The sequence below is a fragment of the Algoriphagus limi genome, assembly GCF_024919275.1.
GTDB classification, from domain to species: domain Bacteria; phylum Bacteroidota; class Bacteroidia; order Cytophagales; family Cyclobacteriaceae; genus Algoriphagus; species Algoriphagus limi.
Map to the genome: position 1 here is coordinate 155,974 of NZ_JANWGH010000002.1, position 23,832 is coordinate 179,805.

Below are 23,832 nucleotides of genomic sequence, written 5' to 3' on the forward strand. Positions count from 1 at the left end.
ATTATCTCAAACCTGCAGGCCAAGGCTTTCCAGCATTTGATTTCACAGTTACCAAACCTGTTTCACCATCAGTATTCAACCACTGGAATACTAAATTGTCTGCATCAGCACTTACTACAGTCATAGAGTAAGAAGCGCCGTACTTATCAGAACCTGACATGCTCAACTTACCACAGGCATCACTAATACGAGCATTTCCATTGCCCCAAGAATCACCATAGCAATCCCAGAACCCGAAAGTACCATCAGAAACTGTATAAGCACCAGGAGTACTAGCTACAGCAGTCCAAGTAGTTGTACCAGTAATAGTGCCTGCACAAGAACCATAAATAGATTCCATATTGGATTGTTCGAAGTCATATGTTCCAGCCAAATCAGATGGACAGATCACACTAACATTGTACTGGAATGGAGATGCATAGAATGGTGCACCTGCAACGTTGTTGTTAACAGATGTGTTGGTGAAAGAACGACCGAAGCGATCATTCAATACCAAGCGGAATTCAAATACATCTGCGCCTTCAACATCAGCTGGAGTTAATCCCACCGCCTGAATCGCATCAAGAGCAGAAATCTCGAAAGAAGTTCGAAGAAATCTAGACTCTGAGTTTGGAGCGAAATCAGACTTCTGAAGAGTCTTAACCAAATTATCGCCTGAAGATGGAGTAAACTCCAACCCTACACCTGGGATCAATCGTCTGTGACGAACATAAATCTCAACCGTTTCTACGGTATTTCCGTCTTCAGCATCAACAGCTTCCAAAGTCAACGCTAACTTGGAATTAGCCAAATCGAAGAAATTGAAGGTTGTACTAGTCCGCGCGATCGTTCTCAAATATGCCCCTGTATCGAAATCGGTATAAGGGATATTCGGCTCAACGAAGTCTCTACAAGAGCTGAACAAAATCAGCACACTCGCTAGCAAACCGAAACTATATTTTAACATTTTCATATTTTTCTAGAATTTTTGGTTAATAAACCCAAGCGTTACCAGCAGGATTTGTATCCCAGAACACCTGTACGGATTGATCTGCTTTCTGAACAGCCTTGTTGTTAGTAACCATGTAGTTGTTTGGATAGAAGAATGACCGAGGGAAAGTACCTGGGTTTGGCTCCAATCCTGGCTGCATATTATCAGGCTTACCAGTTCTTCTGTACAAGTTGAATGCCTCAATACCGCTACCGAATAGAGACAACCAGTACTCACGACCAATGATGTCCATACGATCATCAGCAGAAGCAGCTGCATCGTACTCATCTCCTACGTAGGCAAGGTAATTATCAATTTCATCATCCAGATCGATACCTTCATCACCTAGGAAAGAAGAAATTGCACCAGCCTGGGAAGTACCCAAACTCCAATCGAACACGAAATTCATATGCTTTTCAATACCTGAAAGCATGTAGTCTTTCGCATTTCCAGAAGTACCCAAAGTCAAGGCGGCTTCAGCCAACATAAAGTCCACATAAGAAGCCAACATGATTGGGTGGATACCAGCTCCTTGAGCACCCAAAGACGGGTTGTTCACAGGAGAGGCAGAGTCATCATCAAATCTACCACCTGCAGGATATACACCCCATGCAGTTCTCTTCAATCCATCTGGTGGAATACCATCTGGATCAAGGTGATCTCGACCCCAGTATCCACGCTCACCCGGTAGACAGTAAATGAAACCACCTACAAGGTACTGAGGAGGAGGAAGCTGTGTAATACACTCAATTTCATCCGGATTGGTAGAGTTAACCAAAACCTGACGATAGAAGTAGAATCTAGCTCTTGGATCATCGAATCCCTTTGCTTCAGTCAAGTGCCACATGTAGTAAGTGGACTGATAGTCACCACCGCCTGAAGTGTACTGACCAGCAAATCTTGGATGACGAGAATCAGGGTCAGCAGCAGTTGTTCCAAATTGGAAAACAAAGTCATCTCCTTCCTTCAACATATTGTCTTCGGCGATCAATGCGTTAATTCCGGAAGTAGAGCCAGAAGGATCAACCAACTTTCTATTCAAGAAATAACGAAGCTTCAATGTATTCACTAAGCGAATCCACTTAGTATAGCTACCTCCATAGTAATAGTCATTCGGTGCACCAGAAGAAGGAGCCGTAAAATGAGCGGCAGCTTCATTCAATGCGGCAAACGCAGCATCGTATACTGATTCTCCTGAATCTACCGCAGGATTAAACTCACTTGGATCCAAAGCCTGAGAATAAGGCACATCTCCATAAGAATCCACTAGGTGGAAAAGAACCAATGCTTTGATGGTCTTTGCAATTCCTAGGTGTCTTTGGAAATCAGCTTCTTCTGCCAAAGGCTCCAAAAACTGAATATCTGCTAAGATATTAGCATATGCATTACTCCAATAACCATTAGTAGTAACAGGAGTATATGCACCTTCGTACTGAGCTGATCCCTGATTGATAATTCGGGTCAATCTCATTCCGTCATCCCCTATTGTATTGAATAGGTTTCGATAATCCAACTGAATTCTGTTTAACAGAAAGCTGGCATCTGCTGTGTCAGCATTTACAGCATTTGGGTTTTCCAATAGATCAAGATCACAGGAAACCGCAAACAAAGTACTCGCAGCCAACAATAAACTATATATTCTCTTTTTCATAATTGATTCTGTTTGGGATTAGAATGTAAGGGTTACAGTTCCACCGAATCTTCGAGAGCTAGGACCTGTTACAAAGTCAAAGCCCAAACCGTTACCTACACCTGTACCCAACACGTCAACATCGTAATTCATGTTTGGTGGGAAGTTCAAGGCAAGGAACCAAAGGTTAGTACCACTCAAGGCAATAGAAGCTCTTTTGAATGGAGTCTTAGCCATCAAAGTAGAAGGCAACTCATATCCCAAGGATACTTCTCTCAATCGGATCATAGAACCATCAAATACGTTAGGCTCATCTGTTGCACCCTGATATCCAGAGAAGAAGTAATCAGAAGCGGTAATCATAATATCGTTTGGAGTTCCGTCTTCTTTAACACCTGGCATGATGAAAGCAAATTCACGATCAACAACCGGATCTTTGGTCACACCACGAGCAAGAGTCGCAGTTACTGTATTCGAGAATACAGCACCTTTGTGACGATACTCAAGCATTGCGTTCAAAGTGAATCCTTTGAATGTAAAGCTGTTGATCCAAGAACCATTCCATCGTGGGTTAGGATCACCCAAGATTTGAAGATCGGCAGCAGGCTTATAGATACCATTAGAAAGTACAATAGGCTGACCAGTTTGCTCATCTCTTTCAAAGCCTACACCCTTGATAATATTGAATGGCTCTCCCGGAATAGCGAAGTTACCCAAAGTAGTAAATCCAGCTACAACGATTTCATCAAGACCTGCACCCAACTCAACAGTTACAGATCGATACAATCCCCAGTTGATAGTTGAGTTCCACTCAAATCCGGAAGCAGTAGAAACTGGAGTTACGGTTGCTTGGAATTCAATACCACGAGTTCTGATCTTACCAATGTTAATAGCTGTTGAAGTAAATCCAGTAGATGGGTCAATTGGAGACTGAGTGATCAAGTCTCTGGTGTTCTTTTGATACAAAGAAAGATCGAATCTCAATTTGTTGTTGAACATCACACCTTCAACACCGAATTCAATTTCTTCGTGAAGCTCAGGCTTCAAGTTAGGGTTACCCAAGGTATTGGATACAGAGTGAGTCTGAGTTACAGATCCGTCTCTGTCAAATGCACGTGCACTTTGAACCAATACGTTTCGAGTTCTATAAGGTGCAGGGAAACCTGCAGAAGTACCATAACCTAAACGAAGTTTCAAGTCATTAACTGTGCTGCTGTTCCAGTTGAAAGCAGTACTTGGAATGAAGGACACGGAAGCACCTGGATATAGAATTCTTCTATTTTCAGGCTCTACAGTAGAAGTCCAGTCATTACGAGCAGAAAGGTTGAAGTATAAGTAATTGGAATAATCCAAAGTTACGTTAGCGTAAACACCCATTCTTCTTTCTTCCTGAGTGAAGTTCAAGTTACCTCCGCTGTAAGCATCATTAGAAGATGAGTTGGTGAAGTTGGAGTGACGGAACAATCCGAAAGCCAACTGACCTTGAGAAGCAACACCATTCTGAGCATAAGAGTCATAACGGGAGTTACCACCGATCAAAGCACTCATTCCAAACTTATCAGAGAATTGCTTCTTCCAGTTGATGATCAAATCTTGGTTCCAGATTGTGTTCTGTACGTTTACTGATCTGTAGTAACCGGAAGTAGTTGCCAAAGAAGCAGATGGTCCACCTCTGTTGTATCTCAATTCTTGCAATTCAGTATAAGTATCTAAACCGATACGATAAGTAACAGAGAAATCGTCATTGATATCATAAATCAAGGAAGTAGAGTTGAAGAAACGCTGAACATCAGAAGTATTCTGATAATATTTCACCAACCAGTTCGGGTTTACGATGTCATTACCGCCTCGGTAGTATACAGAGCTTCTGTCAATTGGATTTTCAAATGGAAGACCACCCAAATCCACAGAACGAGGAGTATACAATACGTGAGCAAATACGGAAGGGATACCTCCAGAAGGACCAGAACCGAATGCTGCGTTAACTGGAGGAGACTCCAAGTCGGTGATAGCGAAAGTGAAAGAAGACTTCACAGAAAGCTTATCATTTACAGCAGAGTTGATACCCAAACCGAAGTTATATTTCTTCAAGTTGTTACCAGGAGTAAAACCTTCTTCGTCAGTGTAACCGAAGCTAGCATTGAATCCAGTACGATCAGAACCACCCGCAATTTGTACGGAAGTATTAGAGATCAAACCAGTCTGGAAGAAGATTTCAGAAGGATCTGCATATGCTTTGTACTCATAATCAACAGGAGTACCACCTACAATACCATCCACCCAAAATTCAGGGAATGCTTCCCTAACTTTCTGAACAGAAGATCTTGCATAAGGGTGTTGTACAACTATTCCCGCATCAAGTCTTGGACCGAAGTTAGAGAAAAAGAATCCTGGGGCTTGCTGGAAACCATTACCATAAGTAGTACCATAAGTTGGCAAAGAAGCCGCCTCATTAGTAAATACGGACTGATTGATAGTTACTTCAGCAGCTTTACGCTTAGAAGCTCCAGATTTGGTTGTAATCAAGATTACACCATTTCGTCCCTGATCACCGTAAAGTACGGTTGCAGAAAGACCTTTCAACACGGAAATAGACTCGATGTTGTTAGGGTCGATATCCAAGAATCTGGAAGAAGTGGTTGCACCACCAGTAGTAAATCCGTTTTGGTTGTTAGTGCTGGTGTTGAAAGGAACACCATCTACTACGAACAATGGCTGGTTAGAACCAGTCGCAGAAGAATAACCACGGATTACCATGTTGGTACCAGAACCTGACATACCGTTGGTGGAAGTAATGTTCACACCCGGTACTTTACCTTGCAAAACGCGGGCAACGTCTTGCTCAGGACGGTTTTCGAGTTGCTCGTTACCTACGGAGGTAACTGCATAACCCAAGGCTTTTTTCTCCCTTTCGATACCGATTGCAGTAACTACCACCTCGGATAGCTGGGCTGCGTCAGTCGTCAGGGTCACGTTGATCACGGTCCGGTTGCCGATGACTTCCTCTTTGGTCTCAAGACCTACAAAAGAGAAAATCAGGATCTCACCGCCCTCTGGTACACTAATAGAGTAATTACCATCCAAATCGGTGGTAGTACCTACAGTTGTACCCTTCACGAGAACGGTAGCACCTGGCAAGCCAAGGCCATCTTCGTCGGAAATTACCTGTCCGGTAATTACCCGCTGTTGCGCCGATACTTCATAACTGAGCATCATGGTGAAAAGCGCAACAACAAAGAGTAAAGCTTTTCTCATAAGGTATTTTAGTTTAGTTGATGCGTAAAGAAAATTCCTTTCTGTGGAAAATCAAAATACGGAAAGCCTGATTTTAATATTTATATAATTATACTTAAAAAGTAAAAAATATAATTTTTCTATATTTTCATTCATTTTTTAAATGAATTCTTTGAATAGGTAAATTTTAACAGAAATTTTGAAAATAAACGGTGAAAATTTTGTTTGAACGGCTAGAAAAAATGATTATTTGGCTAGTAGCCCTCATTTAAGAAATATTAACTGTTCGATTGAGATATTTTGACTTTAACAAAACAAAATTTGGCCTATCTCTCAGGGGTAATAAAAATTGAAAAAATTTTTTGTGGAAAATCATGAAAAAAATCACCTTGACTTTTGTCAAAATCGATTCTCTAAAAATTAATAATTCTCTTTGGGTGTATTTTTGAAATAAAATTTTGAAGACCAATAATCGTAGAAATATTTTTTTCCAAAAATTAATTTTTTTTGACTTGAGGGTTCAAAAAGACAGCTTTGAATAGATTTTTTTGAAAAATCCTTAAAAGTGGGTTCTGTTTTTTATAGATATCAGAAATTTTAAAATGAATATCTCAAAGTAAAGGCTGCTTCGTCCTCCCAGAGTTTAGTAAACTCTTCAAAGTTGTAAGCCGGCTTCCAATAGAGCCCAATGTAGAAATTGCTGTGGTTGATATTGTACTCTAAACCTACAATCGCATCTACTCCAAAAACATTGTAGTCCTGATCAATTTTATAGACCCAAGGAGGCTCACCTTTTCCGTCTTTCCAGATTCCGTAATGAGCTCCAGCCCCTACATACCATTCCAAACCATCAAACTCCCGGATATCCCAGTGATGCTCATATAACAATGCTCCTACCCAACCTCTCCAGCGATTGTACACGAGTAAATCAACAGCACCGGTTTCAGAAATAAACTGCTTTACTGTCCCACCGACATTCGTGCCCCCTGTTACACCCACCATGGTATTATAGGCGCCTACTTGTGCATTTGCTGCAAAAACAAATAGTCCCAAAAAGAAAAAAAGTAATATGGCTTTTTTCATGACTAAATAATTTGACTCAAAATCTAATGACTTTTTCCGGTGTAATGCAAAAATCTAACGGAATATCATGCGGCTCATGTTCCAGCTTTTCTTCTGGCTCAAAAAAACTCAATCCTACTTTCACGGGATTAAAATCCAGGCTCGAAAGAAATTGATCATAGTAACCCTTCCCAAATCCAATTCTCCAGCCTTCCAAATCGTAGGCAAGCAAAGGCACCAAAATCAAATCAAACTTTTCACCACTTGCTCTTTCAACACCTTGAGGAATTGGGATTCCCCAAGAATCCTCGAAAAAGTGGGTGTTTGGAGGAATCCGGACAGAAACCATTGTCCCTGTTTCTTCATCGATTATAGATCCAAAAACTCGCCAATCATTTTCCCAAAACCAATGTAGCATGGGAAAGGTATTTACCTCCCCTTGCCTTTTGATCGGAAAATAAAGGTGGACTGACTTCGATGAAGACCAATTTCCCAACCAAGCTAACAGTTCTGTAAAAATAGCACCGGACCTTCTCTCCTTTTCATCCTCAGAGAGAGCAGCCCTTTTCCGCTTGTACTCTTTTCTTATCGCGGCCTTTATGGAAATCATGCCTCAATGACATTCATACAAAAATCAAGTGGATCAAATACAGGATACAGCTTTTCGATGAACTCTGGATCAGCTAAGAGAAACTGCATTACATTCACCACTCGCTCCTGTGGGCTACCACCCGGCTTTATATAATCAAAAATATCCTCAGCCCGCTTGATCTGCACTTCCAATCTCCGCTCTTCAGCCTTTCGGACTTTCTTCCCCATATGATCCAAGATTTTTAAAGCTCGAACTTTTGCCGCCTCGAAAGACTCACCAAGACTTTTTTCTAGCCTCTCAGCTTCTTGTCCTTTTTTGTCAAAAATATCAGAAAGACACTCCTTCTCCTCCTTCAATTCAAAATTCACAGATGCCTGAGAAGCCACAAACTCTTTTTTCCAAGCATCAAAATCCTGAAATAAATCTTTTTCAGACCAACCTAATTGCTCCATTTTCTGAACTATCAAAGGTTCTAGCACCAAAGCGAAATTTCTTGGAAGTAAAACAGGAAAATGAACAGAAAAGTGATCAAATACACCTTTAAGCTGCAACCAATAAACAACCTCAGCAGGTCCGCCCAAATATGCTAAGTTTGGAAGAATAGTCTCTTGGTATAAAGGTCTCAAAACGACATTTGGACTGAATCGCTCGGGATGAGCCTCGATTAATTCTTCTATCTCAGATTTTGAAAATCGAAGTTCAGAATTTAATACCACAAACTCATCTCCATGCTGCTCGATTCTCTCCCGGATCCCGTGATCCATGTAGAAGAAATTGATTTCTCTTGGAAATATCTGGCCGGAGTAGCCCAAGGATTCTAAAGATTCAGTCTTCAGGACTGCTTCCTTATGCGGTGTATGCGAAAAAATATCCTCGAACATTACTTGACGGAACAAACCTTTTAAAGCTGGCACTTGTGCATCCACAACCAACAGACCCTTTTTCCCAAATAACTCATGGACATAATTCAAGACTGCTTCTTTTAAGGTTTTAGCATTCCTATATACCTCCTTGAAAACATCAGCTGCAAAAGGAACAGTTTTTTCAAACTCCCTGAAACTCTTGTCTAGCTCAAAATTTCCAACCGCCCCAGTTTGATCCGAATGCCATTGGTATTTTTTGCCATCCAGTTTGAAATAGTTGATTTCATCAAAGTCGTGATCCTCGGTAGCCATCCAATAAATTGGCACAAAATCATAATCCGGATAGGCTTTTTTCAACTCTTCTGCTAAGCGAATCGTGGACACAATCTTATATATGAAATATAATGGTCCGGAATATAGATTCAGCTGATGACCAGTTGTCACCGTGAATGTATTTGAGAATGCGAGTTTTTGAATTTGTGCTTCTTCCTCTTCAAACAGGGAAATATCGGCGTATTGGTTTTGAAGACTCTCTACCAAGACTTGCCGATGAGCTTCAGAAAACCGTTTTTCCTTAATAGCATTATGAAAGCTTTCGATTTTTGGGGCATGATTGTAAAATGGTCGCAAATCAGCTTTCCCATCAAGGTAATCCAGAAAAAAATTCGAGAATTGTCCAGTTTTTTTCAGCTCAATACAATGATGCTTCATGGGTCAAAGGATGGTAGGTTTTCGAAGGCAAACTACTGATGTTTATCCAAAGTTCGGCTTTTTTGGGAAAATCACCAGACTCTTACATGGACGGACGCTATCATTCATCAATTGATTTGTAGAACTATTTGTCTAAAATTGGTTTTACCCATAGAAGTGGTCAAACTCAAAAAAGTGTAGCTTTGCCTCCCGATGAAATTCCCCTACGAAAGACATTTCCTGGACAATGGGCTTGAGGTGATTATCCATCCTGATCCTCATTCCAAAATTGCTGTTTTCAACTTACTCTATAAGGTAGGGTCTAGAAATGAAAAGCCCGGAAAAACGGGTTTGGCTCATTTCTTTGAACATCTGATGTTTGGCAGCTCTCAAAATGTACCTGTCTTCGATCGGGCCTTGGAGCGAGTAGGAGGAAATTGCAATGCTTTCACTAGCCCAGACATCACCAACTATTACATGACTCTTCCGGTCAGTAATTTAGAAACAGCTTTTTGGTTGGAATCGGACCGGATGCTGCATGTTTCTTTGGTAGAAAAAACCATTGAAACCCAGCGGAAAGTTGTCCTAGAGGAATTCAAACAGCGCTACCTCAACCAACCTTATGGTGATATTTGGCATTTACTCCGCCCTTTGGCGTTTGAGGTTCATCCATATCGCTGGCCCACTATTGGAGCTACGACAGAGGATATCGTCAACTATACTGAGGAAGATGTTTGGGATTTTTATAAAAAGAATTACGCTCCCAACCATGCCATATTGGTAGTAGGTGGAGATGTGAAACCAAGCGAAATCATAAAGTTGGCTGATAAATGGTTTGGCGATATACCACCTGCCTCACAGCCACAAGAAAAGACCTTTCAAGAGCCAGAGCAAAAAGAAAATCGAGAAAAGATTCATACAGCAGCTGTTCCTACAGACCTGCTTATTAAAACGTTTAAAATGCCCGGAAAAGGGGAACCAGGATATCTAGAAGCAGATTTGATTACAGATATTTTAGGCTTTGGAAAATCCTCTCCAATAGAGCAAGAATTAGTCCGAGGAGGAAAAGAATTCGCTTCTGGAGGAGCCTATATTTTGGGGAGCTTAGATCCGGGATTATTGGTTTTTTCAGGGAAAATGGAAGCAGGAATTAGCAGTCAAGATGCCGAAGCCAAATTGGATAAATTCATAGAAGATTTTCTTCAAAAAGGGGTGGATGAACAAACACTCCAAAAGGTCAAGAATCAAGGTGAAGCCATGAAAACCTATGAGTCTATCCAATTGATCAATCGCGTAATGAATCTGGCATTTAATGCCAATTTGGGGCATCCGGATATGTATTGGGATGAATTCGAGCGAAAATCGGCTATCACTCCTAACCAGGTCATGGACTGGGCCCATGCTTTGATTAGACCCGAAAAGTCCACAGTTTTACACTATCAATCGACTAAAAAATGAGCAAGTTTCGAATAGGATTTGGCTATGACGTCCATCAATTAAAAGAAGGACAAGATTTTTGGTTGGGAGGAATAAAAATCCCTCATACCAAAGGCGCGGTGGGACACTCAGACGCAGATGTTTTGATTCATGTCATTTGTGATGCTTTGCTTGGCGCAGCCAATTTGCGAGATATTGGATACCATTTTTCAGACAAAGACCCTAAATACAAAGGTATTGACAGCAAAATCTTGCTTAAGGAAGTTTTAAAACTCCTTCGGGAAGCTGGATATGAGATTGGTAACTTGGATATGACGATTTGTCTTCAAAACCCTAAAATCAACCCACATATTCCAGCTATGAAAACCTGCCTTTCCGAAGTGATGGCTGTGGATGAGGGAGATATTTCCATCAAAGCTACCACCACTGAATGGCTAGGCTTTGTCGGAAGAGAAGAAGGAGTTTCAGCTTATTGTGTGGCTTTGATTTATGAAGTATGAGTGAAAAAATAAAAATCATTACAACAGAAGATGGTTCTCATTCGCTCTATCATGAAGAACTCAAAGAAACCTACCACAGCTTTCATGGGGCTTACCGGGAATCTTTGCATGTTTTCATGATTTATGGATTGGATTCTTGGGTTGCCATGAATCCCAAAAAATACCCGATTCGTATTTTCGAAGTGGGTTTTGGAACCGGATTAAATGCTTGGTTGACTTTGGTTTGGGCAGAACAATACCAAATACCGGTTCTTTATCATACAGTTGAGCCTTATCCTCTTGAAAAAGAAATTTACTCCCAACTGAACTTCATTCATCAGAATGATGCCATCTGGCATTATCACAAATATTTTGAAGCACTTCATGACGCCCCATGGAATGAGGGAGGCCCTATTTCAGAGTATTTTAATTTCAAAAAAGATAAAGTGAGTTTGCAAGAAGCTCAACTTTACCCCACAGATGTGGTATTTTTTGATGCTTTTGCTCCTAGCAAGCAACCGGAACTTTGGGAAAAAGAAATGCTTGAAAAAGTAATAAATAGCATGCGTCCCGGAGCGGTATTTACAACATACAGTGCAAAAGGACAATTGAAGCGGGACTTAAAGGAATTGGGATTAGAAGTAGAGACTCCTCCAGGACCTCCAGGAAAAAAAGAAATGACCAGAGCATGGAAAAAGGCAGAGTAAACTCTACCTTTTTTTATGATTTAAGTCTAGCGATCGGTGTTCTTCCTCCTTTGGTTTTTTGCTCCAAAGAAACCAAAATTTCTGTACCAAGAGGCAAAAACACATCCACTCGAGATCCAAACTTTATAAATCCAAATTCTCCGCATTGAGGAAGCGTATCACCTTCCTTTATATACCATTTGATGCGTCTTGCTAGGGCTCCGGCAATTTGTCGAACCAAGATTTTTGTACCAGATTCTGCACGAACCACCATTGTTGTTCGCTCATTTTCAGTACTGGATTTTGGATGCCAAGCCACCAAATATTTCCCTGGATGATATTTAAAAAATTCCACCACTCCTTTGATCGGAGATCGGTTTATATGAACATTCAAAGGAGACATGAAAATGGAAACCTGAATTCGTTTTTCCTTTAAATATTCTGTCTCTTCGGTTTCTTCAATCACCACGACCTTGCCATCAGCTGGAGCAAATACAACACCTTCTTCTTGAGGAAGCGTAAAGATTGGATTTCGGAAAAACTGCAAAATCAACAAGTACAGTATTAAGCTCCCCAATATGCTGACGTTTAACCAAAAACGGGCATCAGGATAGAAATAATACAGAAGGTAATTGCCGGCAACCAAAATGATCAACAGCCAAAACAAGAGTACGCGTCCTTCTCGGTGTATGGTCATATTTTTTCAAAATAAAAGGCGCAGGAAGTCCTGCGCCGTAAAGATACATCATTCTGAAGATAGTTGGAATCTTTAAAATCCTCCTCGGAATGTATATGTCTTTGCTACCTTATCGATTGCCACAATGTAAGCTGCAATCCGCATAGGAACATCATATTTTTTTGAAGCTTCATATACATGTTCAAACGCATCCTTCATAATCCGATCAGAACGTCTGTTTACACGGTCAGCAGTCCATTTATATCCTAGACGGTTTTGAACCCATTCGAAGTAAGAAACCGTAACTCCACCGGCATTCGCCAAAATATCAGGTACAGCCATGATTCCTTTTTCATTAATAATCGCATCCGCCTTAGCAGAAGTAGGTCCGTTAGCACCTTCAACAATCAATTTTGCCTTGATTTGATCCACGTTTTTCGCAGTAATCACATCCTCCACAGCAGCTGGAACCAACACATCTACATCCAAGGTCAAAAGATCCATTGGATCTTCCAGTTTATCTCCACCTTTGAATCCTTCTAAATGACCTCCATTTGAATCACGGAATTCAATCGCTTTCACGATATCAATCCCCTTTTCATCATAAAATGCGCCAGTATGATCAGATATAGCTACTACCTTCAAGCCTCTCTCTTCCAATAATCGAGCAGCCCAAGAACCTACGTTTCCGAATCCCTGAACGGCACAAGTAGCCTGGAAAGGATTGATTTTCAATTTTTGCATGGCTGCCAAAGCCGACACCATTACACCACGTCCAGTCGCTTCAGTTCGACCCAATGAACCTCCCAAAACAAGAGGCTTACCTGTTACTACAGAGTTTACGGTCATACCGTGAGCCTTGGAGTATTCGTCCATCAACCAGGCCATTTCTCTTGGCCCTGTACCCATATCTGGAGCAGGAATATCCTTATCCGGACCAAAAACATCAATCATGGCCATGGTATAGGCACGCATTAAGCGTTCAATTTCTCCTTTTGACATTTCTCGAGGATTGCAGCGAACCCCTCCTTTACCACCTCCATAAGGAATATCCACTACCGCACACTTCCAGGTCATCCAGGCAGCAAGTGCTTTTACTTCATCCAGATGTACATCCGGAGCAAAGCGGATTCCCCCTTTTGCAGGTCCCAGGATATTGGAGTGAACCACACGCATTCCTTCGAAAACCTGAATTTTCCCATTATCCATAGTGATGGGAAGGGAAACAATTACCTGTCGGGCGGGATTTTTTAAGACATTGTAAACTTCATCGGAAAGACCAAGCTTTTCAGCAGCGATGTTGAATCTTTCCATCATTGACTCCAAAGGATTCTCTCTATCCTTAATTGGAGCCGGTTCAATGTAAGCCATATTGGGTTTAAATTAGAGTAGTGAAATGCAATACAATATTACGTAGTTTTTCAGATTAGCCCTTCCGAACGATCAGAAGATTTTCAAAAAAGCAGTAATAAAAGGGGCTGACAAAAGCAAACCGTCAAACCGATCCATAAAACCACCATGTCCAGGTAAACCATGACCTGAATCCTTGATTTCAATTGAACGCTTGAAAAGAGATTCAATCAAATCTCCATACGTACCAGCAATGATGATAATTCCTGAAATCACCAACCATTTCCAGTCCTGAATTGACTGAAAATATCGGGCCAATAAAAATGCGACGGCAATAGCCGAGAATGCACCTCCAAGAAATCCTTCCCAAGACTTTTTGGGAGATACTCGCTCAAACAACTTCGTTTTCCCGAATTTGGTCCCCGCAAAATAGGCTCCCGTATCACTAGCCCAAAGGATTAGCAAACAGCCTAGAATAATTTCAAAGTGATAGACTTTATCCACCGAAAACACCGCCAAATTCAATAATGAAAAGGGCACTGCAACATAAAAAATACCCAAATAAGTAAATGCTACGCCTGTAAACGGTTTTTTGTCAGTCTTTTTATAAAGCTTGATAAAGAAAGTCAAAGAGATGATCGGGAAAATGAGATAGAGGTATTCATTGGGTAATTGCTCTTTCTCAATCATGAAAGTGAGTGTGAATATCATCAGCCCCAAAAAAGTCCCAAAACTTTTCAAAGGTAACATCCCGTCCAGTCCACACAACTTATAGAACTCCATTTGTGAAAAGCCCAGAATGAAAGCAAACACTAAAAAATAGGTCCAATCTGAATAGATAATCGAAGAAATGACAATCGCAGCTCCCACAACGGCTGTAATGGCTCGCTGGCCAAGATTGCTGTAATTGTTAATATTAAAACGAGATCTCATTATTGATCAGGGTAGTGGCTCTCAAAGCATCGGTACGGTTGACATGAACCTCATATAGACCAAACACTTGATAAACCGTTTCTTTTTTATTCAAGACCACCGCGGGAATATCATTTTCTTCCAAAACACCTTTGACGATTTCAGCTCGGATTTGCTGTGGAGTTTCAAATACTTTGATCCATTCCTTCATATTCGGAGGGCTTCGTTTTTTTAAAGTAATAGAATCCTGCCGAAAGAACCAATAATCCAAGTATGGCAGCCGGATAAGATACGGTATCTGTAGACTCCAAATCAAACTCAATCAATCCCTGACTGGAAGCATAAACCAGCAATACCGTGAAGGAATTATTGAAAATATGAGCTAAAATTGGATAAACTAAGCTTCCTGAATAAACATACAGGTAACCAAACAGAGCCCCTAAAAACAAGCGAGGAAGGAATCCATAAAATTGCATATGGATAGCTGAAAAAATTGCTGCTGTCAACCAAATCCCCCAATGATAAGAACCAGTATATAAATGCATTTTTGGCTGAAGTACTCCTCTGAAGAACAGTTCCTCACCCAAACCCGCAAAGACTCCGATTACCAGAATTCCCATCAATAACTCTGAAATATTTTGGAAATCGGTCAGGAACATGGTCATTTCCATCAAGTCTTTTTCCATTTCCTTCATCCAGCTTTCAAGCCCTGAAAGAGCGGAAGGAAGTTCCATTTGAGCATTTAAATAAACCAAAAGGGCATTGAACAGCATGGCTCCAAATGTCAAGAAAACTGTGATCAGAACTTTTTTTCCTTGTGTTCTACTCAGCTGAATATCCCACCTCAAATTAGCTTTATCAATCCAATTTGAGATAATGTAACCAGCTACCATAAAACCAATTCCAGAACCTAAACCCTGAACAAAATACAAGGCCATTCGACCATTCGGAACTGAAAAATCACCAGATAAAAGGGCAACAATATCCTCTAAACCGATCCCAAAAAGAAAAGGAACCAATCCTAATGCAATGCCCTGAAGTACAATCAGCACCCCAAATGACACTAAAACAATGACTACCAAGGACAAAAGCCAGCTTTTGCGCTGTGCTATTTCTCGCTGAGTTTCGTAAATCTCCATAATTGGCCGTAAATTTACGCCAAATTTAGAATAAGCAGTGGTAAAGATAGGAAAGTTAGAGCTGGGAGAATTCCCTTTGTTACTGGCACCCATGGAAGATGTCAGCGATCCCCCATTCCGTGCGGTTTGCAAGGAAAACGGCGCTGATTTGATGTATACTGAATTTATCAGTTCGGAAGGACTTATCCGTGATGCCGCGAAAAGCGTCCAAAAGCTGGATATTTTTGAATATGAGCGTCCTATCGGAATTCAGATTTTCGGAAATGAAATTGAGTCCATGAGGGAAGCTGCAGAGATTGCGGAGGCCGCAGGACCTGATATTTTGGATATCAATTACGGCTGTCCGGTACACAAAGTAGCCTGTAAAGGTGCGGGGGCGGGAATTCTTCTAGACATCGACAAAATGGTATCCATGACAGCCGAAATCGTAAAAGCTGTCAAAATTCCTGTAACTGTAAAAACACGACTAGGCTGGAACCATGAAACCATCCGTATCGTCGAAGTGGCAGAACGGCTTCAAGATGTAGGAATCCAAGCTATTTCAATTCATGCCCGCACCCGTCAGCAAATGTACAAGGGAGAGGCAGATTGGTCCTATTTGAACCTAGTAAAGGACAATCCTCGTCTGAGCATTCCGGTTTTTGGAAATGGCGATATTGATTCTCCGGAGAAGGCAGCTGAATACAAGGCCAAATACAATGTGGATGGCATGATGATTGGCCGTGCTTCCATAGGATATCCTTGGGTTTTTAACGAAATCAAGCACTACCTGCAAACCGGTGAAAAACTCCCACAGCCAGATTTAGCAGAGCGCCTTAATGTGGCCAAAAAACATCTGGATTTCTCTGTTAAATGGAAAGGTGAAAAACTTGGAATCCTTGAAATGCGAAGACATTACACCAATTATTTCCGAGGTATGCCCAACTTCAAAAGCTATCGAACTGAGATGGTAACTGCTGAATCCTATGAGGAAGTTTGTGAGATTCTAGATAAGGTTGGTGAAGTTTACGCTGATTACGTTTTCTAGGAATTTCCAATCTATTTTGTCCAATCTTGTAATTTTCTCAAACAATTCCTGAATGGAATTGCTTCTTTTCCGGTAGAATAGTTCATCCTTTCCATGTCCGATCACTCTTCTGAAAACACGTTAACAAACTGGGGATTCCTCATCGTATTGGCTTTGGTCTGGGGAAGCTCTTTTATTTTGATCAAAAGAGGGCTGGAAATTTTCTCTCCGGGAGAATTAGGCGCTTTTCGTATAGTAGCTGCCGCTAGTTTTTTATTACCGATTTCGCTGCCGGGAGTGCGTCGTTTGAATAGCACTCAGATTCAGAATTTGATTCTGGTTGGGCTAGTAGGGAGTTTTATTCCAGCTTTTCTTTTTGCAAAAGCCCAAACTCAACTGAGCAGTTCTTTGACTGGGGTTTTGAATGCCTTGACTCCTTTGTTTGTTGTTTTGGTTGGTGCTATTTTTTTCAAATCCAAAATTACCCGACAAAATGCCCTTGGTTTAGCAATCGCCTTTATTGGAGTTACCGTTTTGGTTTTGGTTAAAGAAGGAAGCGGATTTGGAGCCTTCAGCGAAATAAATGCATATGCTTTTTTTGTGATCCTGGCCTGTACTTGTTATGGGTTTAACCTCAATTTGATCAAATATCGATTCGTCACCCTTCGGCCTGTAGAAATTACAGCCATTTCACTTTTGCTGGTATTACCTGTTGCCCTGATTTATTTAATGGCTGGAACCCAATTCGCCTACAAACTCTCCTCTGTTGATGGAGCATGGCGGGCACTCGGTTACGTGGCTATTTTGGGGATTGTAGGCACTGCCCTAGCATTGATAATTTTCAATATGATGGTCAAAACCGCTAGTCCTGTTTTTGCCAGTTCGGTAACTTATCTAATTCCTATAGTGGCCATACTTTGGGGAGTTTGGGATGGAGAAGTTTTGCTTTTAGGACACTATTTAGGATTTGCAGCCGTGATTTTGGGAGTATGGATTGGGAATCGTAAAAAGGTCAATCGACCGAGTAATTAATTACCGGCTTTTTGTTTCCAGGCGTATACCAACATAGGCAACTGCTGATAGCTCAAAACCCCCGCTTTTACACCCTGAGATTTTAAGAATAAATCATTTGTTTTTCGGCTCAATTCGATGGAAAAAGGAGGGTATTGCGCATTTCTGTCTTGAATAGAGCGAATATCCTGAAGTACCCCTCGATCTAATTTTTCTAACCAAACTCTATATCCATCAGGGTCCATCCGATAATAATCCCGAGCCTGATACAAGAACAATCGCAAATAAGCAGTGTACTTTAGTAAAGGATCCGAAGAACGCGTACCAACAACCCAAGCCACAAAATTCGCCTCTCCTTCATCTGTGACCCCAAAACTATGAGCCATTTCATGAGCAATTGTAAAAGGTTGCTCTAGGGGGTGCAAAGTCGGATCGATGTAGCTCTCACCTGTGTAAGGAAAATAGATTCCTAGAATTCCCATTTTCCGCATAAAGCCTGGGGGTGGGAACATCCGAGTTCGGGGATTCCCGAAATATTCAAGCTTCACCAATTCTAAATTTTGAGAAAGGTTTTTCCTTACTTGACTTTCCAAACTTCTATAATCGACGATTTCTTCTATCGCCGAAGTATCAGCTTTTATTTTCTTTCGCAAGCTGACTAATTGATGATGGCTCTCCTCAATTTCATGTTCCAGTTGCTCCAAATTCAAAGGCTTTACTTCAATCCCTAATTGCTGAATGATGAATGTTCGCTGATAATTAAAACCCCAGAGAATCAAAAAAAAGAAAATCAATGCACCCGAAAAATTGAGAAGCGATCGAAGACTAAAAATCCATCTCGGCTTTCCCTTTGGGATTTGGACCAATTTTCTAAGAAACCATAGAAATAGAAATCCAATCAGAAGGATAAATAAAAAGACGCTGGGAAAAGGCAAATTCCCCAGCGTCTTATCAAATGCTTGTCGAATAAATAAAAATAATCCTCGAGAATAATAGTGCTCAGTCCATTCAGGAGAATTAGACGCAACCCAACGAAAACCAAGGGAAGCTACTCCTAACAGTGCCCAAGCCCATTTTTTTATTCCCATTTAATAAAATTAGATACCTTCTGCCTCTACTTCCTTCACTTCAGGAAGCATACGGGTCAGAAGATTTTGAATTCCCGCCTTTAGTGTGATAGTACTGGAAGGGCAACCTGAACAAGAACCTTGAAGCAATACCTTCACTACTCCATCTTGAAATGAGTGAAATACAATCGCTCCGCCGTCTTGTTCTACAGCAGGACGAATATATTCATCGAGAATACCCTTGATTTTTTTGACGATTTCAGAGTCATTTTCATCAAACAACGGATCTTTATCGAATTCTGCCTGAACAGGTTTTTTACCAGCTTCTAGATAGGATTTAATATGATCCCGAATGATCGTTTGAATTTCAGGCCATTCTACAGATTCTGATTTAGTCACTGTCACAAAATTGGAGGCGATAAAAACCCGCTCAACAGCAGCAAAATTGAACAATTCCTGAGCAAGCGGACTGTTAGTTACCTGTTCTGCGGATGGATAATCAAAACTCAAGCCGTCATCCACCAACATGAAATTGGCCACAAACTTTAAAGAATTTGGATTTGGATTTGCCTCCATATACAGATGGACAGGCCTTGACTGGGCTTTTAGCATAGGATTCTGATTTTTTTGTAAAGTTAAACCCATTCTATGGGGATAAGTTCCAAAATCTTTGATTCTATTTATTTAAAAGGCTCTCCAGTCGCAGCATACCAAATTCCTCCATACAAATGCTTCAAGAAATCAGGATCTTCATAAGCAGACTCCACATGTCCTAATGCTGTGTAGAACACTCTTCCTCCATCAAATTCATGATACCAAGCCATAGGATGCTTTTCACCCATTGGCTTTGCAGGTGAATAGGTGGATTCGTCAGCATTGACCAGGACTTTAATGTTTGGATTGATATCTCTGAATTCATACAATTCATCTGTCCAAAGCCAGTTTTTAGGGAGATGCCAAGTTGATGGATGATCTGAATCTACTACTTCCAATCGAAGGGTTTGCTGCCTTGGATGGGCCAAGAAATAAGCTCCCATCATTTGATTATACCATGGCCACTGGTACTCCGTATCTGTAGCGGCGTGGACACCAACCACCCCTTTTCCACTTCGGACAAATCGCTGAAAAGCGGCTTTTTGTTCATCATTGAAAATCGTTCCTGTGGTGCTCAGCAGGATGATCACATCAAACTTCTCTAAATTCTCATCGGTGAAATAGGCAGCGTCTTCCGTTGCGTGAACAGAAAAAACATTGGATCGCCCAAGGTTTTGAATCGCCACAACCCCAACCGGAACAGATTGGTGGCGAAATCCAGCAGTTTTGCTGAAAACCAAAGCTCGGAATTGTTGGGCTTCAGCAAATGAAAATCCAATAAGGAAAATTAAAATGGCAAGGATTGAAAATCTGATTTTCATAGGTTTTTTGGGTTTGATTTTTCCCAAAATACAAAATCAACAATTCAATTCAGCGAAATTTTGACAATTGGCAAAAAGGCAATTATTGGTCAAACCACCAATGCGGAGTTTGTGAAGTGCTGTTCGGAAATTCACTGCATCGAAGGCAGGTTCGAGGATATTTATCCAATGGCCTGGCAGGATCATAAGTGCAGACTTCCGGAATAAAAAACGGAACATCAGCCCGTGTAGTGTAAATCCGTTTTTGTGAAACACGAACCACCTCAAAGTATCCAAGAACGACCTCATCTGGATTTGAAGCATTATATACATTCCCTCGAACCGGTGCAGGTGGAGTGTCAAATACGGATCCAGAATTATTCACCAATTCTCGAATTCTTCTCCAATAATCATGGGAACCACGGCTAGTGCTAACTTGGCGTACATTGAAATAATGCCTGCTTAAGAATGATTCATCAACGATCCGTTCAGCGACAATCTGAGAACCTCCTTGTCCTGAAGCAGGAGCATTTTCTCCGTTGAATAGCGTAATTCTCTCAGGATCCGGAAAACCAAAAACATAGCAATCCGGTGGTGCCTTGTTGAAAGGGTTGGGGAAAAAGGTCAAATTCCAATAATAAGCCTCATCTACATCCCAACGAAGAAAATACGGAAAGTCGACAGCCGGCAATTGTACATCCGAAACTATGGAAATAAAGGCGGTCTCTGGAGCTCCTTTAAAATTGCCTCTTGAGAAGGTATATCCCAACTCATCTTCTCCTACAACTTGAGGCATTTGTTCGGGTTCGGATCGATATACCCTCCCCTCTATAAAAATTTCCACAAAATAGGGGACATCTTCTCTGATCTCTACATTCCTTGGAAGCATATACTTCCCGGGTTCAATTTGATTTAGAGAAAAGCGCTGATTATCTGAATTGACTACAAAAACCTGTGCAGTAGTAACAGGTCTAGGCAGGTCATTCAAGACCAAATATTGCCCAGCAAATAAGGGCTCCCGATCCGCTGAGGTGGTTTCTGAAAGAAAGACAAACTTATCTTCATTCAGATTGCTCAATTGACCATAGACAATCAGTTTTTCCACACCTCGATCCAGAGGGAAACTGATTTGATCCACACAGGAGTTGAATACTAGAAAAATCAAAGCCAGAATCGAAAAACGTCTCCAATTATTCATCTTCACCTCCTCCGAATTGAACACTATAGGTAATAGAAGGAAAAATCGATCCCAATACCGCCAAGCGATATGGCCTCAATTGACGACTGTCTCCATCTTTTTGCCAAAAAACAGAATAGGCATTTCTCCTCCCTAGTAAATTGTAAATACTAAAATTCAAGCTATCTCCTTTTTTCGAAAAGACTTTTTCCAGAGTATAGGAAACATCTACTCGGAAATAATCTGGTATTCGATATTGATTCCTATCGCTGTACTCAGGGATTATCAATGAATTAATTACATAGCTGGCGTTCACAGCACTTACAGGCCGTCCTGTAGCATAATTGATACTGAGATTAAACAAACCTCTGGGATACATCTTTCGGCTAAAAATAAAATTCACCTCATGAGGCTTGTCATAATTACTCGGAAACCATTCTCCCCGGTTAATTTGGGTTTCTTCAAACTGCCCAGAACTTCTAAAAAACGAGCGAGAATAGGTATAAGCCACCCATCCGGTCACGATTCCTAGATTTTTTTTAATTAAAAACTCCATCCCGAATGCTTTCCCTTCTCCCAATACAATCTCTGTCTCTAAATGAGGGTTCAGGAAAATCTGAGCAAAATCTCGGTATTCGACTTGATTTTGGGTAGTTCTATAAAAGCCATCGACTGAAAACTCCCATTTGTTGTCTTTGCTGTTTCTGAAAATTCCCAAGGAAAAATTGTCTGACTGCTGAGGAGGAATGTAGCGCGTACTGAGTTGCCAAAGATCAATCGGAGACGGCCCAAAAGTATTACTCACCGACTGAATGTATTGGTATAATCGAGCATAACTTCCCTTTACCGATGTATTTTCAGCCAAATTATGCCTAATGGACAATCGAGGTTCGAAACCTGAATAGCTTTGAATAACCCCCTTTCCAAACACTTCTTCACCCGTTATTCTATCTTCCGATATCGGACCAATTTCATTGTATTGGTACACGGTGTCGGGTCCCAATTGATTGTAGAAGGAATATCTCAATCCGGCGACGAGACCTGTTTTTTCACTTATATCCAATTCCAAACTTGAAAAAGCACCCAACTCAAGTCCTTGTTCTTTTCCTACTTTTTCAGGGCTGATATTGGATTCTGAGGAAAATGGGTTCAGTTCTTCGTCCTTACTGGAATAGGCGACACCTTCCAATCCTGTACTGATCGCTAATTTTTCATTTGCCCAAGTCAAAGTCACTTTGCCTTGCTGATAGCGCATTCCATTCCGAACCTCGGCAGCATCAAGTCCTTCCGGATCAAAAAACGCATTAGAAAAATCTCCGTCTGCTAAAAGGGCTCGAATGGATAGATTTTCACCCAAAACCCCTCGATAATTAATACTGCTTACCCGATTGGACCAATCATAGCCAAATTCATTGGAAAACTTAAAGTAATCCCCAGTTAGCAAGGTCTTGGCTTCAATATCATGTCCGGGTGAAATATTCCAAGACAGACCAAGATATCCGTCGTAGAAATTCAGTTTGGAATTTTGAATATCAAAATCGCGAGCTTGTCCAAGCAACCAATTGGCATTCGAAATCCGCCCACCAAAAATCAGACTTGCCTTATCTTTTTTGAGAGGGCCTTCGAGAACCAATTTCCCGTTTGAAGTGCCTAACCCTACTTGCCCTTGCCAGTTTTCATCTGATCCAGGCCTCATTTGAATATTCAAAGCGGAGCCTGCACGACCTCCAAAAGTTGCAGGCAAATTTCCCTTGTAAAGCGTGAAAGTCTCTGTCACATCCGTATTAAAGGCCGAAAGGAAACCAAGTGCATGATTGGAACTTAAAACAATTGCTTCGTCCATTAAAAGTAAGTTTTGATCGGTTTTTGCACCTCTGACATTGATTCCTGAAGTTCCCTCCCCTACCGAACTAACTCCGGGTAATAGTTGTAAACCTTTAAAAATATCAGCCTCTCCCAAAAAGGCCGGGATGGCTTGCAATTCACGGGTAGTGAGTTTAGTAATTCCAGTTATCGGATTCCGAACATTCCTATCCGGTTCATCCGATAATACCACAACACCTTCCAGTTCATAGTTTTTGTCTACCATTTGAAGGTTTACTACTCCATTTTCAAACAAGGTGACTTCCGTAAAAACAGGAACCTTAGACAAATGTCTAAAAGTCACCCGGTGAAGACCTGGAGTCAAATTGACTAAATAAGTCCCGAATCGATCGGTATTCGTTCCGGTGTAAAATCCATCGATATGTAAACCCACACCCTCTATAGGCTCTCCTGAATCTTGATCTAGAATTTTACCCGTCAAAATATAAGTAGCCGCATGTGGCCCTTTGGAGTCACCAAAATTAAACCTCAAAGAATCGGGAATAGCTTGGGCAAAGGATAAAGAGGATAGCAGAAAAAAAAGAATGAAAAATAAAGGAAATCTCATGAGTCAAAACTTAGTTTTGAAAATTA

Annotated in this window: 21 protein-coding genes; 5 read left to right on the plus strand and 16 right to left on the minus strand. The window is 41.0% G+C overall.

Features of this window, described 5'->3' with window-relative positions:
* Position 1 precedes the first annotated feature (1 nt).
* The 6 genes from NY014_RS09020 to bshC form a co-directional block, all read right to left on the minus strand.
* Positions 2–946, minus strand: coding sequence for a hypothetical protein (locus tag NY014_RS09020; RefSeq protein ID WP_259414272.1), 945 nt, complete (start codon positions 944–946; stop codon positions 2–4).
* 25 nt (positions 947–971) lie between these two features.
* Positions 972–2,621 (minus strand): SusD/RagB family nutrient-binding outer membrane lipoprotein, encoded by a 1,650-nt coding sequence (locus NY014_RS09025; RefSeq protein WP_259414273.1) that lies wholly within the window; start codon positions 2,619–2,621, stop codon positions 972–974.
* An 18-nt stretch (positions 2,622–2,639) separates the two neighbouring features.
* Complete coding sequence (locus NY014_RS09030) at positions 2,640–5,855, minus strand: SusC/RagA family TonB-linked outer membrane protein (protein ID WP_259414274.1); 3,216 nt, start codon at positions 5,853–5,855, stop codon at positions 2,640–2,642.
* Positions 5,856–6,431: 576 nt separating this feature from the next.
* Positions 6,432–6,917: a hypothetical protein gene (locus NY014_RS09035; RefSeq protein WP_259414275.1), complete on the minus strand. Its 486-nt coding sequence runs from the start codon at positions 6,915–6,917 to the stop codon at positions 6,432–6,434.
* Positions 6,918–6,933: 16 nt separating this feature from the next.
* The gene (locus NY014_RS09040; RefSeq protein ID WP_259414276.1) at positions 6,934–7,506 is read right to left on the minus strand and encodes a 5-formyltetrahydrofolate cyclo-ligase; all 573 of its coding nucleotides are present in this window, start codon (positions 7,504–7,506) and stop codon (positions 6,934–6,936) included.
* Complete coding sequence (bshC, locus tag NY014_RS09045; RefSeq protein WP_259414277.1) at positions 7,503–9,062, minus strand: bacillithiol biosynthesis cysteine-adding enzyme BshC; 1,560 nt, start codon at positions 9,060–9,062, stop codon at positions 7,503–7,505. The genes NY014_RS09040 and bshC overlap by 4 nt, the downstream gene beginning before the upstream one ends.
* A gap of 192 nt (positions 9,063–9,254) precedes the next feature.
* Between bshC and NY014_RS09050 the strand changes: the two genes are divergently transcribed.
* From NY014_RS09050 to mnmC2, 3 genes are read left to right on the plus strand one after another with little or no spacing between them, the layout of a single operon-like run.
* Positions 9,255–10,499 carry a M16 family metallopeptidase gene (locus NY014_RS09050; RefSeq protein WP_259414278.1) on the plus strand — a complete coding sequence of 415 codons (1,245 nt, stop codon included), beginning with the start codon at positions 9,255–9,257 and terminating at the stop codon, positions 10,497–10,499.
* Positions 10,496–10,978 (plus strand): 2-C-methyl-D-erythritol 2,4-cyclodiphosphate synthase, encoded by a 483-nt coding sequence (gene ispF / locus NY014_RS09055; protein WP_259414279.1) that lies wholly within the window; start codon positions 10,496–10,498, stop codon positions 10,976–10,978. The genes NY014_RS09050 and ispF overlap by 4 nt, the downstream gene beginning before the upstream one ends.
* Positions 10,975–11,664, plus strand: coding sequence for a tRNA (5-methylaminomethyl-2-thiouridine)(34)-methyltransferase MnmC2 (gene mnmC2 / locus NY014_RS09060; protein WP_259414280.1), 690 nt, complete (start codon positions 10,975–10,977; stop codon positions 11,662–11,664). The genes ispF and mnmC2 overlap by 4 nt, the downstream gene beginning before the upstream one ends.
* 13 nt (positions 11,665–11,677) lie before the next feature.
* Here mnmC2 and NY014_RS09065 read toward each other — a convergent pair whose 3' ends face one another.
* The 5 genes from NY014_RS09065 to NY014_RS09085 all read right to left on the minus strand — a co-directional run bounded on the left by NY014_RS09065 (position 11,678) and on the right by NY014_RS09085 (position 15,720).
* Positions 11,678–12,340 (minus strand): phosphatidylserine decarboxylase family protein, encoded by a 663-nt coding sequence (locus NY014_RS09065; RefSeq protein ID WP_259414281.1) that lies wholly within the window; start codon positions 12,338–12,340, stop codon positions 11,678–11,680.
* 72 nt (positions 12,341–12,412) lie between these two features.
* Positions 12,413–13,690, minus strand: coding sequence for a Glu/Leu/Phe/Val family dehydrogenase (locus NY014_RS09070; RefSeq protein WP_259414282.1), 1,278 nt, complete (start codon positions 13,688–13,690; stop codon positions 12,413–12,415).
* Between the two features lie 72 nt (positions 13,691–13,762).
* Positions 13,763–14,602, minus strand: coding sequence for a phosphatidate cytidylyltransferase (locus NY014_RS09075; protein WP_259414283.1), 840 nt, complete (start codon positions 14,600–14,602; stop codon positions 13,763–13,765).
* Entirely contained in the window at positions 14,586–14,792 is a 207-nt protein-coding gene (locus NY014_RS09080) for a putative signal transducing protein (protein ID WP_259414284.1), read from the minus strand. Before NY014_RS09080 ends, NY014_RS09075 begins: the two co-directional genes overlap by 17 nt.
* Positions 14,767–15,720, minus strand: coding sequence for a CPBP family intramembrane glutamic endopeptidase (locus NY014_RS09085; RefSeq protein WP_259414285.1), 954 nt, complete (start codon positions 15,718–15,720; stop codon positions 14,767–14,769). The genes NY014_RS09080 and NY014_RS09085 overlap by 26 nt, the downstream gene beginning before the upstream one ends.
* 37 nt (positions 15,721–15,757) lie before the next feature.
* Between NY014_RS09085 and dusB the strand changes: the two genes are divergently transcribed.
* Together dusB and NY014_RS09095 are read left to right on the plus strand one after the other, a co-directional pair.
* Positions 15,758–16,747, plus strand: coding sequence for a tRNA dihydrouridine synthase DusB (gene dusB / locus NY014_RS09090; RefSeq protein ID WP_259414286.1), 990 nt, complete (start codon positions 15,758–15,760; stop codon positions 16,745–16,747).
* Positions 16,748–16,840: 93 nt separating this feature from the next.
* Positions 16,841–17,758: a DMT family transporter gene (locus NY014_RS09095; protein ID WP_259414287.1), complete on the plus strand. Its 918-nt coding sequence runs from the start codon at positions 16,841–16,843 to the stop codon at positions 17,756–17,758.
* Here NY014_RS09095 and NY014_RS09100 read toward each other — a convergent pair.
* The 5 genes from NY014_RS09100 to NY014_RS09120 all read right to left on the minus strand — a co-directional run bounded on the left by NY014_RS09100 (position 17,755) and on the right by NY014_RS09120 (position 23,806).
* A complete protein-coding gene (locus tag NY014_RS09100) occupies positions 17,755–18,825 on the minus strand; it encodes a DUF3810 domain-containing protein (RefSeq protein WP_259414288.1) in 1,071 nt (356 codons plus the stop codon). The genes NY014_RS09095 and NY014_RS09100 overlap by 4 nt on opposite strands.
* Before the next feature lie 9 nt (positions 18,826–18,834).
* On the minus strand, positions 18,835–19,416 hold the full coding sequence (locus NY014_RS09105) for a NifU family protein (protein WP_259414289.1): 582 nt from the start codon (positions 19,414–19,416) through the stop codon (positions 18,835–18,837).
* A 68-nt stretch (positions 19,417–19,484) separates the two neighbouring features.
* On the minus strand, positions 19,485–20,219 hold the full coding sequence (locus NY014_RS09110; RefSeq protein WP_259414290.1) for a ThuA domain-containing protein: 735 nt from the start codon (positions 20,217–20,219) through the stop codon (positions 19,485–19,487).
* Between the two features lie 82 nt (positions 20,220–20,301).
* Positions 20,302–21,396, minus strand: a complete 1,095-nt coding sequence (locus NY014_RS09115) for a DUF4249 domain-containing protein (protein WP_259414291.1) — start codon at positions 21,394–21,396, stop codon at positions 20,302–20,304.
* Positions 21,389–23,806 (minus strand): TonB-dependent receptor, encoded by a 2,418-nt coding sequence (locus tag NY014_RS09120; RefSeq protein WP_259414292.1) that lies wholly within the window; start codon positions 23,804–23,806, stop codon positions 21,389–21,391. Before NY014_RS09120 ends, NY014_RS09115 begins: the two co-directional genes overlap by 8 nt.
* Positions 23,807–23,832 lie beyond the last annotated feature (26 nt).

Coding starts and splice junctions, on each gene's coding strand:
- mnmC2 (WP_259414280.1), top strand. CDS start 10,975: ATGAGTGAAAAAATAAAAATCATTACAACAGAAGATGGTTCTCATTCG.
- NY014_RS09025 (WP_259414273.1), bottom strand. CDS start 2,621: ATGAAAAAGAGAATATATAGTTTATTGTTGGCTGCGAGTACTTTGTTT.
- NY014_RS09105 (WP_259414289.1), bottom strand. CDS start 19,416: ATGCTAAAAGCCCAGTCAAGGCCTGTCCATCTGTATATGGAGGCAAAT.
- NY014_RS09120 (WP_259414292.1), bottom strand. CDS start 23,806: ATGAGATTTCCTTTATTTTTCATTCTTTTTTTTCTGCTATCCTCTTTA.
- NY014_RS09075 (WP_259414283.1), bottom strand. CDS start 14,602: ATGAGATCTCGTTTTAATATTAACAATTACAGCAATCTTGGCCAGCGA.
- NY014_RS09050 (WP_259414278.1), top strand. CDS start 9,255: ATGAAATTCCCCTACGAAAGACATTTCCTGGACAATGGGCTTGAGGTG.
- NY014_RS09020 (WP_259414272.1), bottom strand. CDS start 946: ATGTTAAAATATAGTTTCGGTTTGCTAGCGAGTGTGCTGATTTTGTTC.
- NY014_RS09040 (WP_259414276.1), bottom strand. CDS start 7,506: ATGATTTCCATAAAGGCCGCGATAAGAAAAGAGTACAAGCGGAAAAGG.
- NY014_RS09065 (WP_259414281.1), bottom strand. CDS start 12,340: ATGACCATACACCGAGAAGGACGCGTACTCTTGTTTTGGCTGTTGATC.
- NY014_RS09110 (WP_259414290.1), bottom strand. CDS start 20,219: ATGAAAATCAGATTTTCAATCCTTGCCATTTTAATTTTCCTTATTGGA.
- NY014_RS09095 (WP_259414287.1), top strand. CDS start 16,841: ATGTCCGATCACTCTTCTGAAAACACGTTAACAAACTGGGGATTCCTC.
- NY014_RS09070 (WP_259414282.1), bottom strand. CDS start 13,690: ATGGCTTACATTGAACCGGCTCCAATTAAGGATAGAGAGAATCCTTTG.
- NY014_RS09080 (WP_259414284.1), bottom strand. CDS start 14,792: ATGAAGGAATGGATCAAAGTATTTGAAACTCCACAGCAAATCCGAGCT.
- NY014_RS09115 (WP_259414291.1), bottom strand. CDS start 21,396: ATGAATAATTGGAGACGTTTTTCGATTCTGGCTTTGATTTTTCTAGTA.
- NY014_RS09030 (WP_259414274.1), bottom strand. CDS start 5,855: ATGAGAAAAGCTTTACTCTTTGTTGTTGCGCTTTTCACCATGATGCTC.
- bshC (WP_259414277.1), bottom strand. CDS start 9,062: ATGAAGCATCATTGTATTGAGCTGAAAAAAACTGGACAATTCTCGAAT.
- NY014_RS09100 (WP_259414288.1), bottom strand. CDS start 18,825: ATGGGAATAAAAAAATGGGCTTGGGCACTGTTAGGAGTAGCTTCCCTT.
- NY014_RS09085 (WP_259414285.1), bottom strand. CDS start 15,720: ATGGAGATTTACGAAACTCAGCGAGAAATAGCACAGCGCAAAAGCTGG.
- NY014_RS09035 (WP_259414275.1), bottom strand. CDS start 6,917: ATGAAAAAAGCCATATTACTTTTTTTCTTTTTGGGACTATTTGTTTTT.
- ispF (WP_259414279.1), top strand. CDS start 10,496: ATGAGCAAGTTTCGAATAGGATTTGGCTATGACGTCCATCAATTAAAA.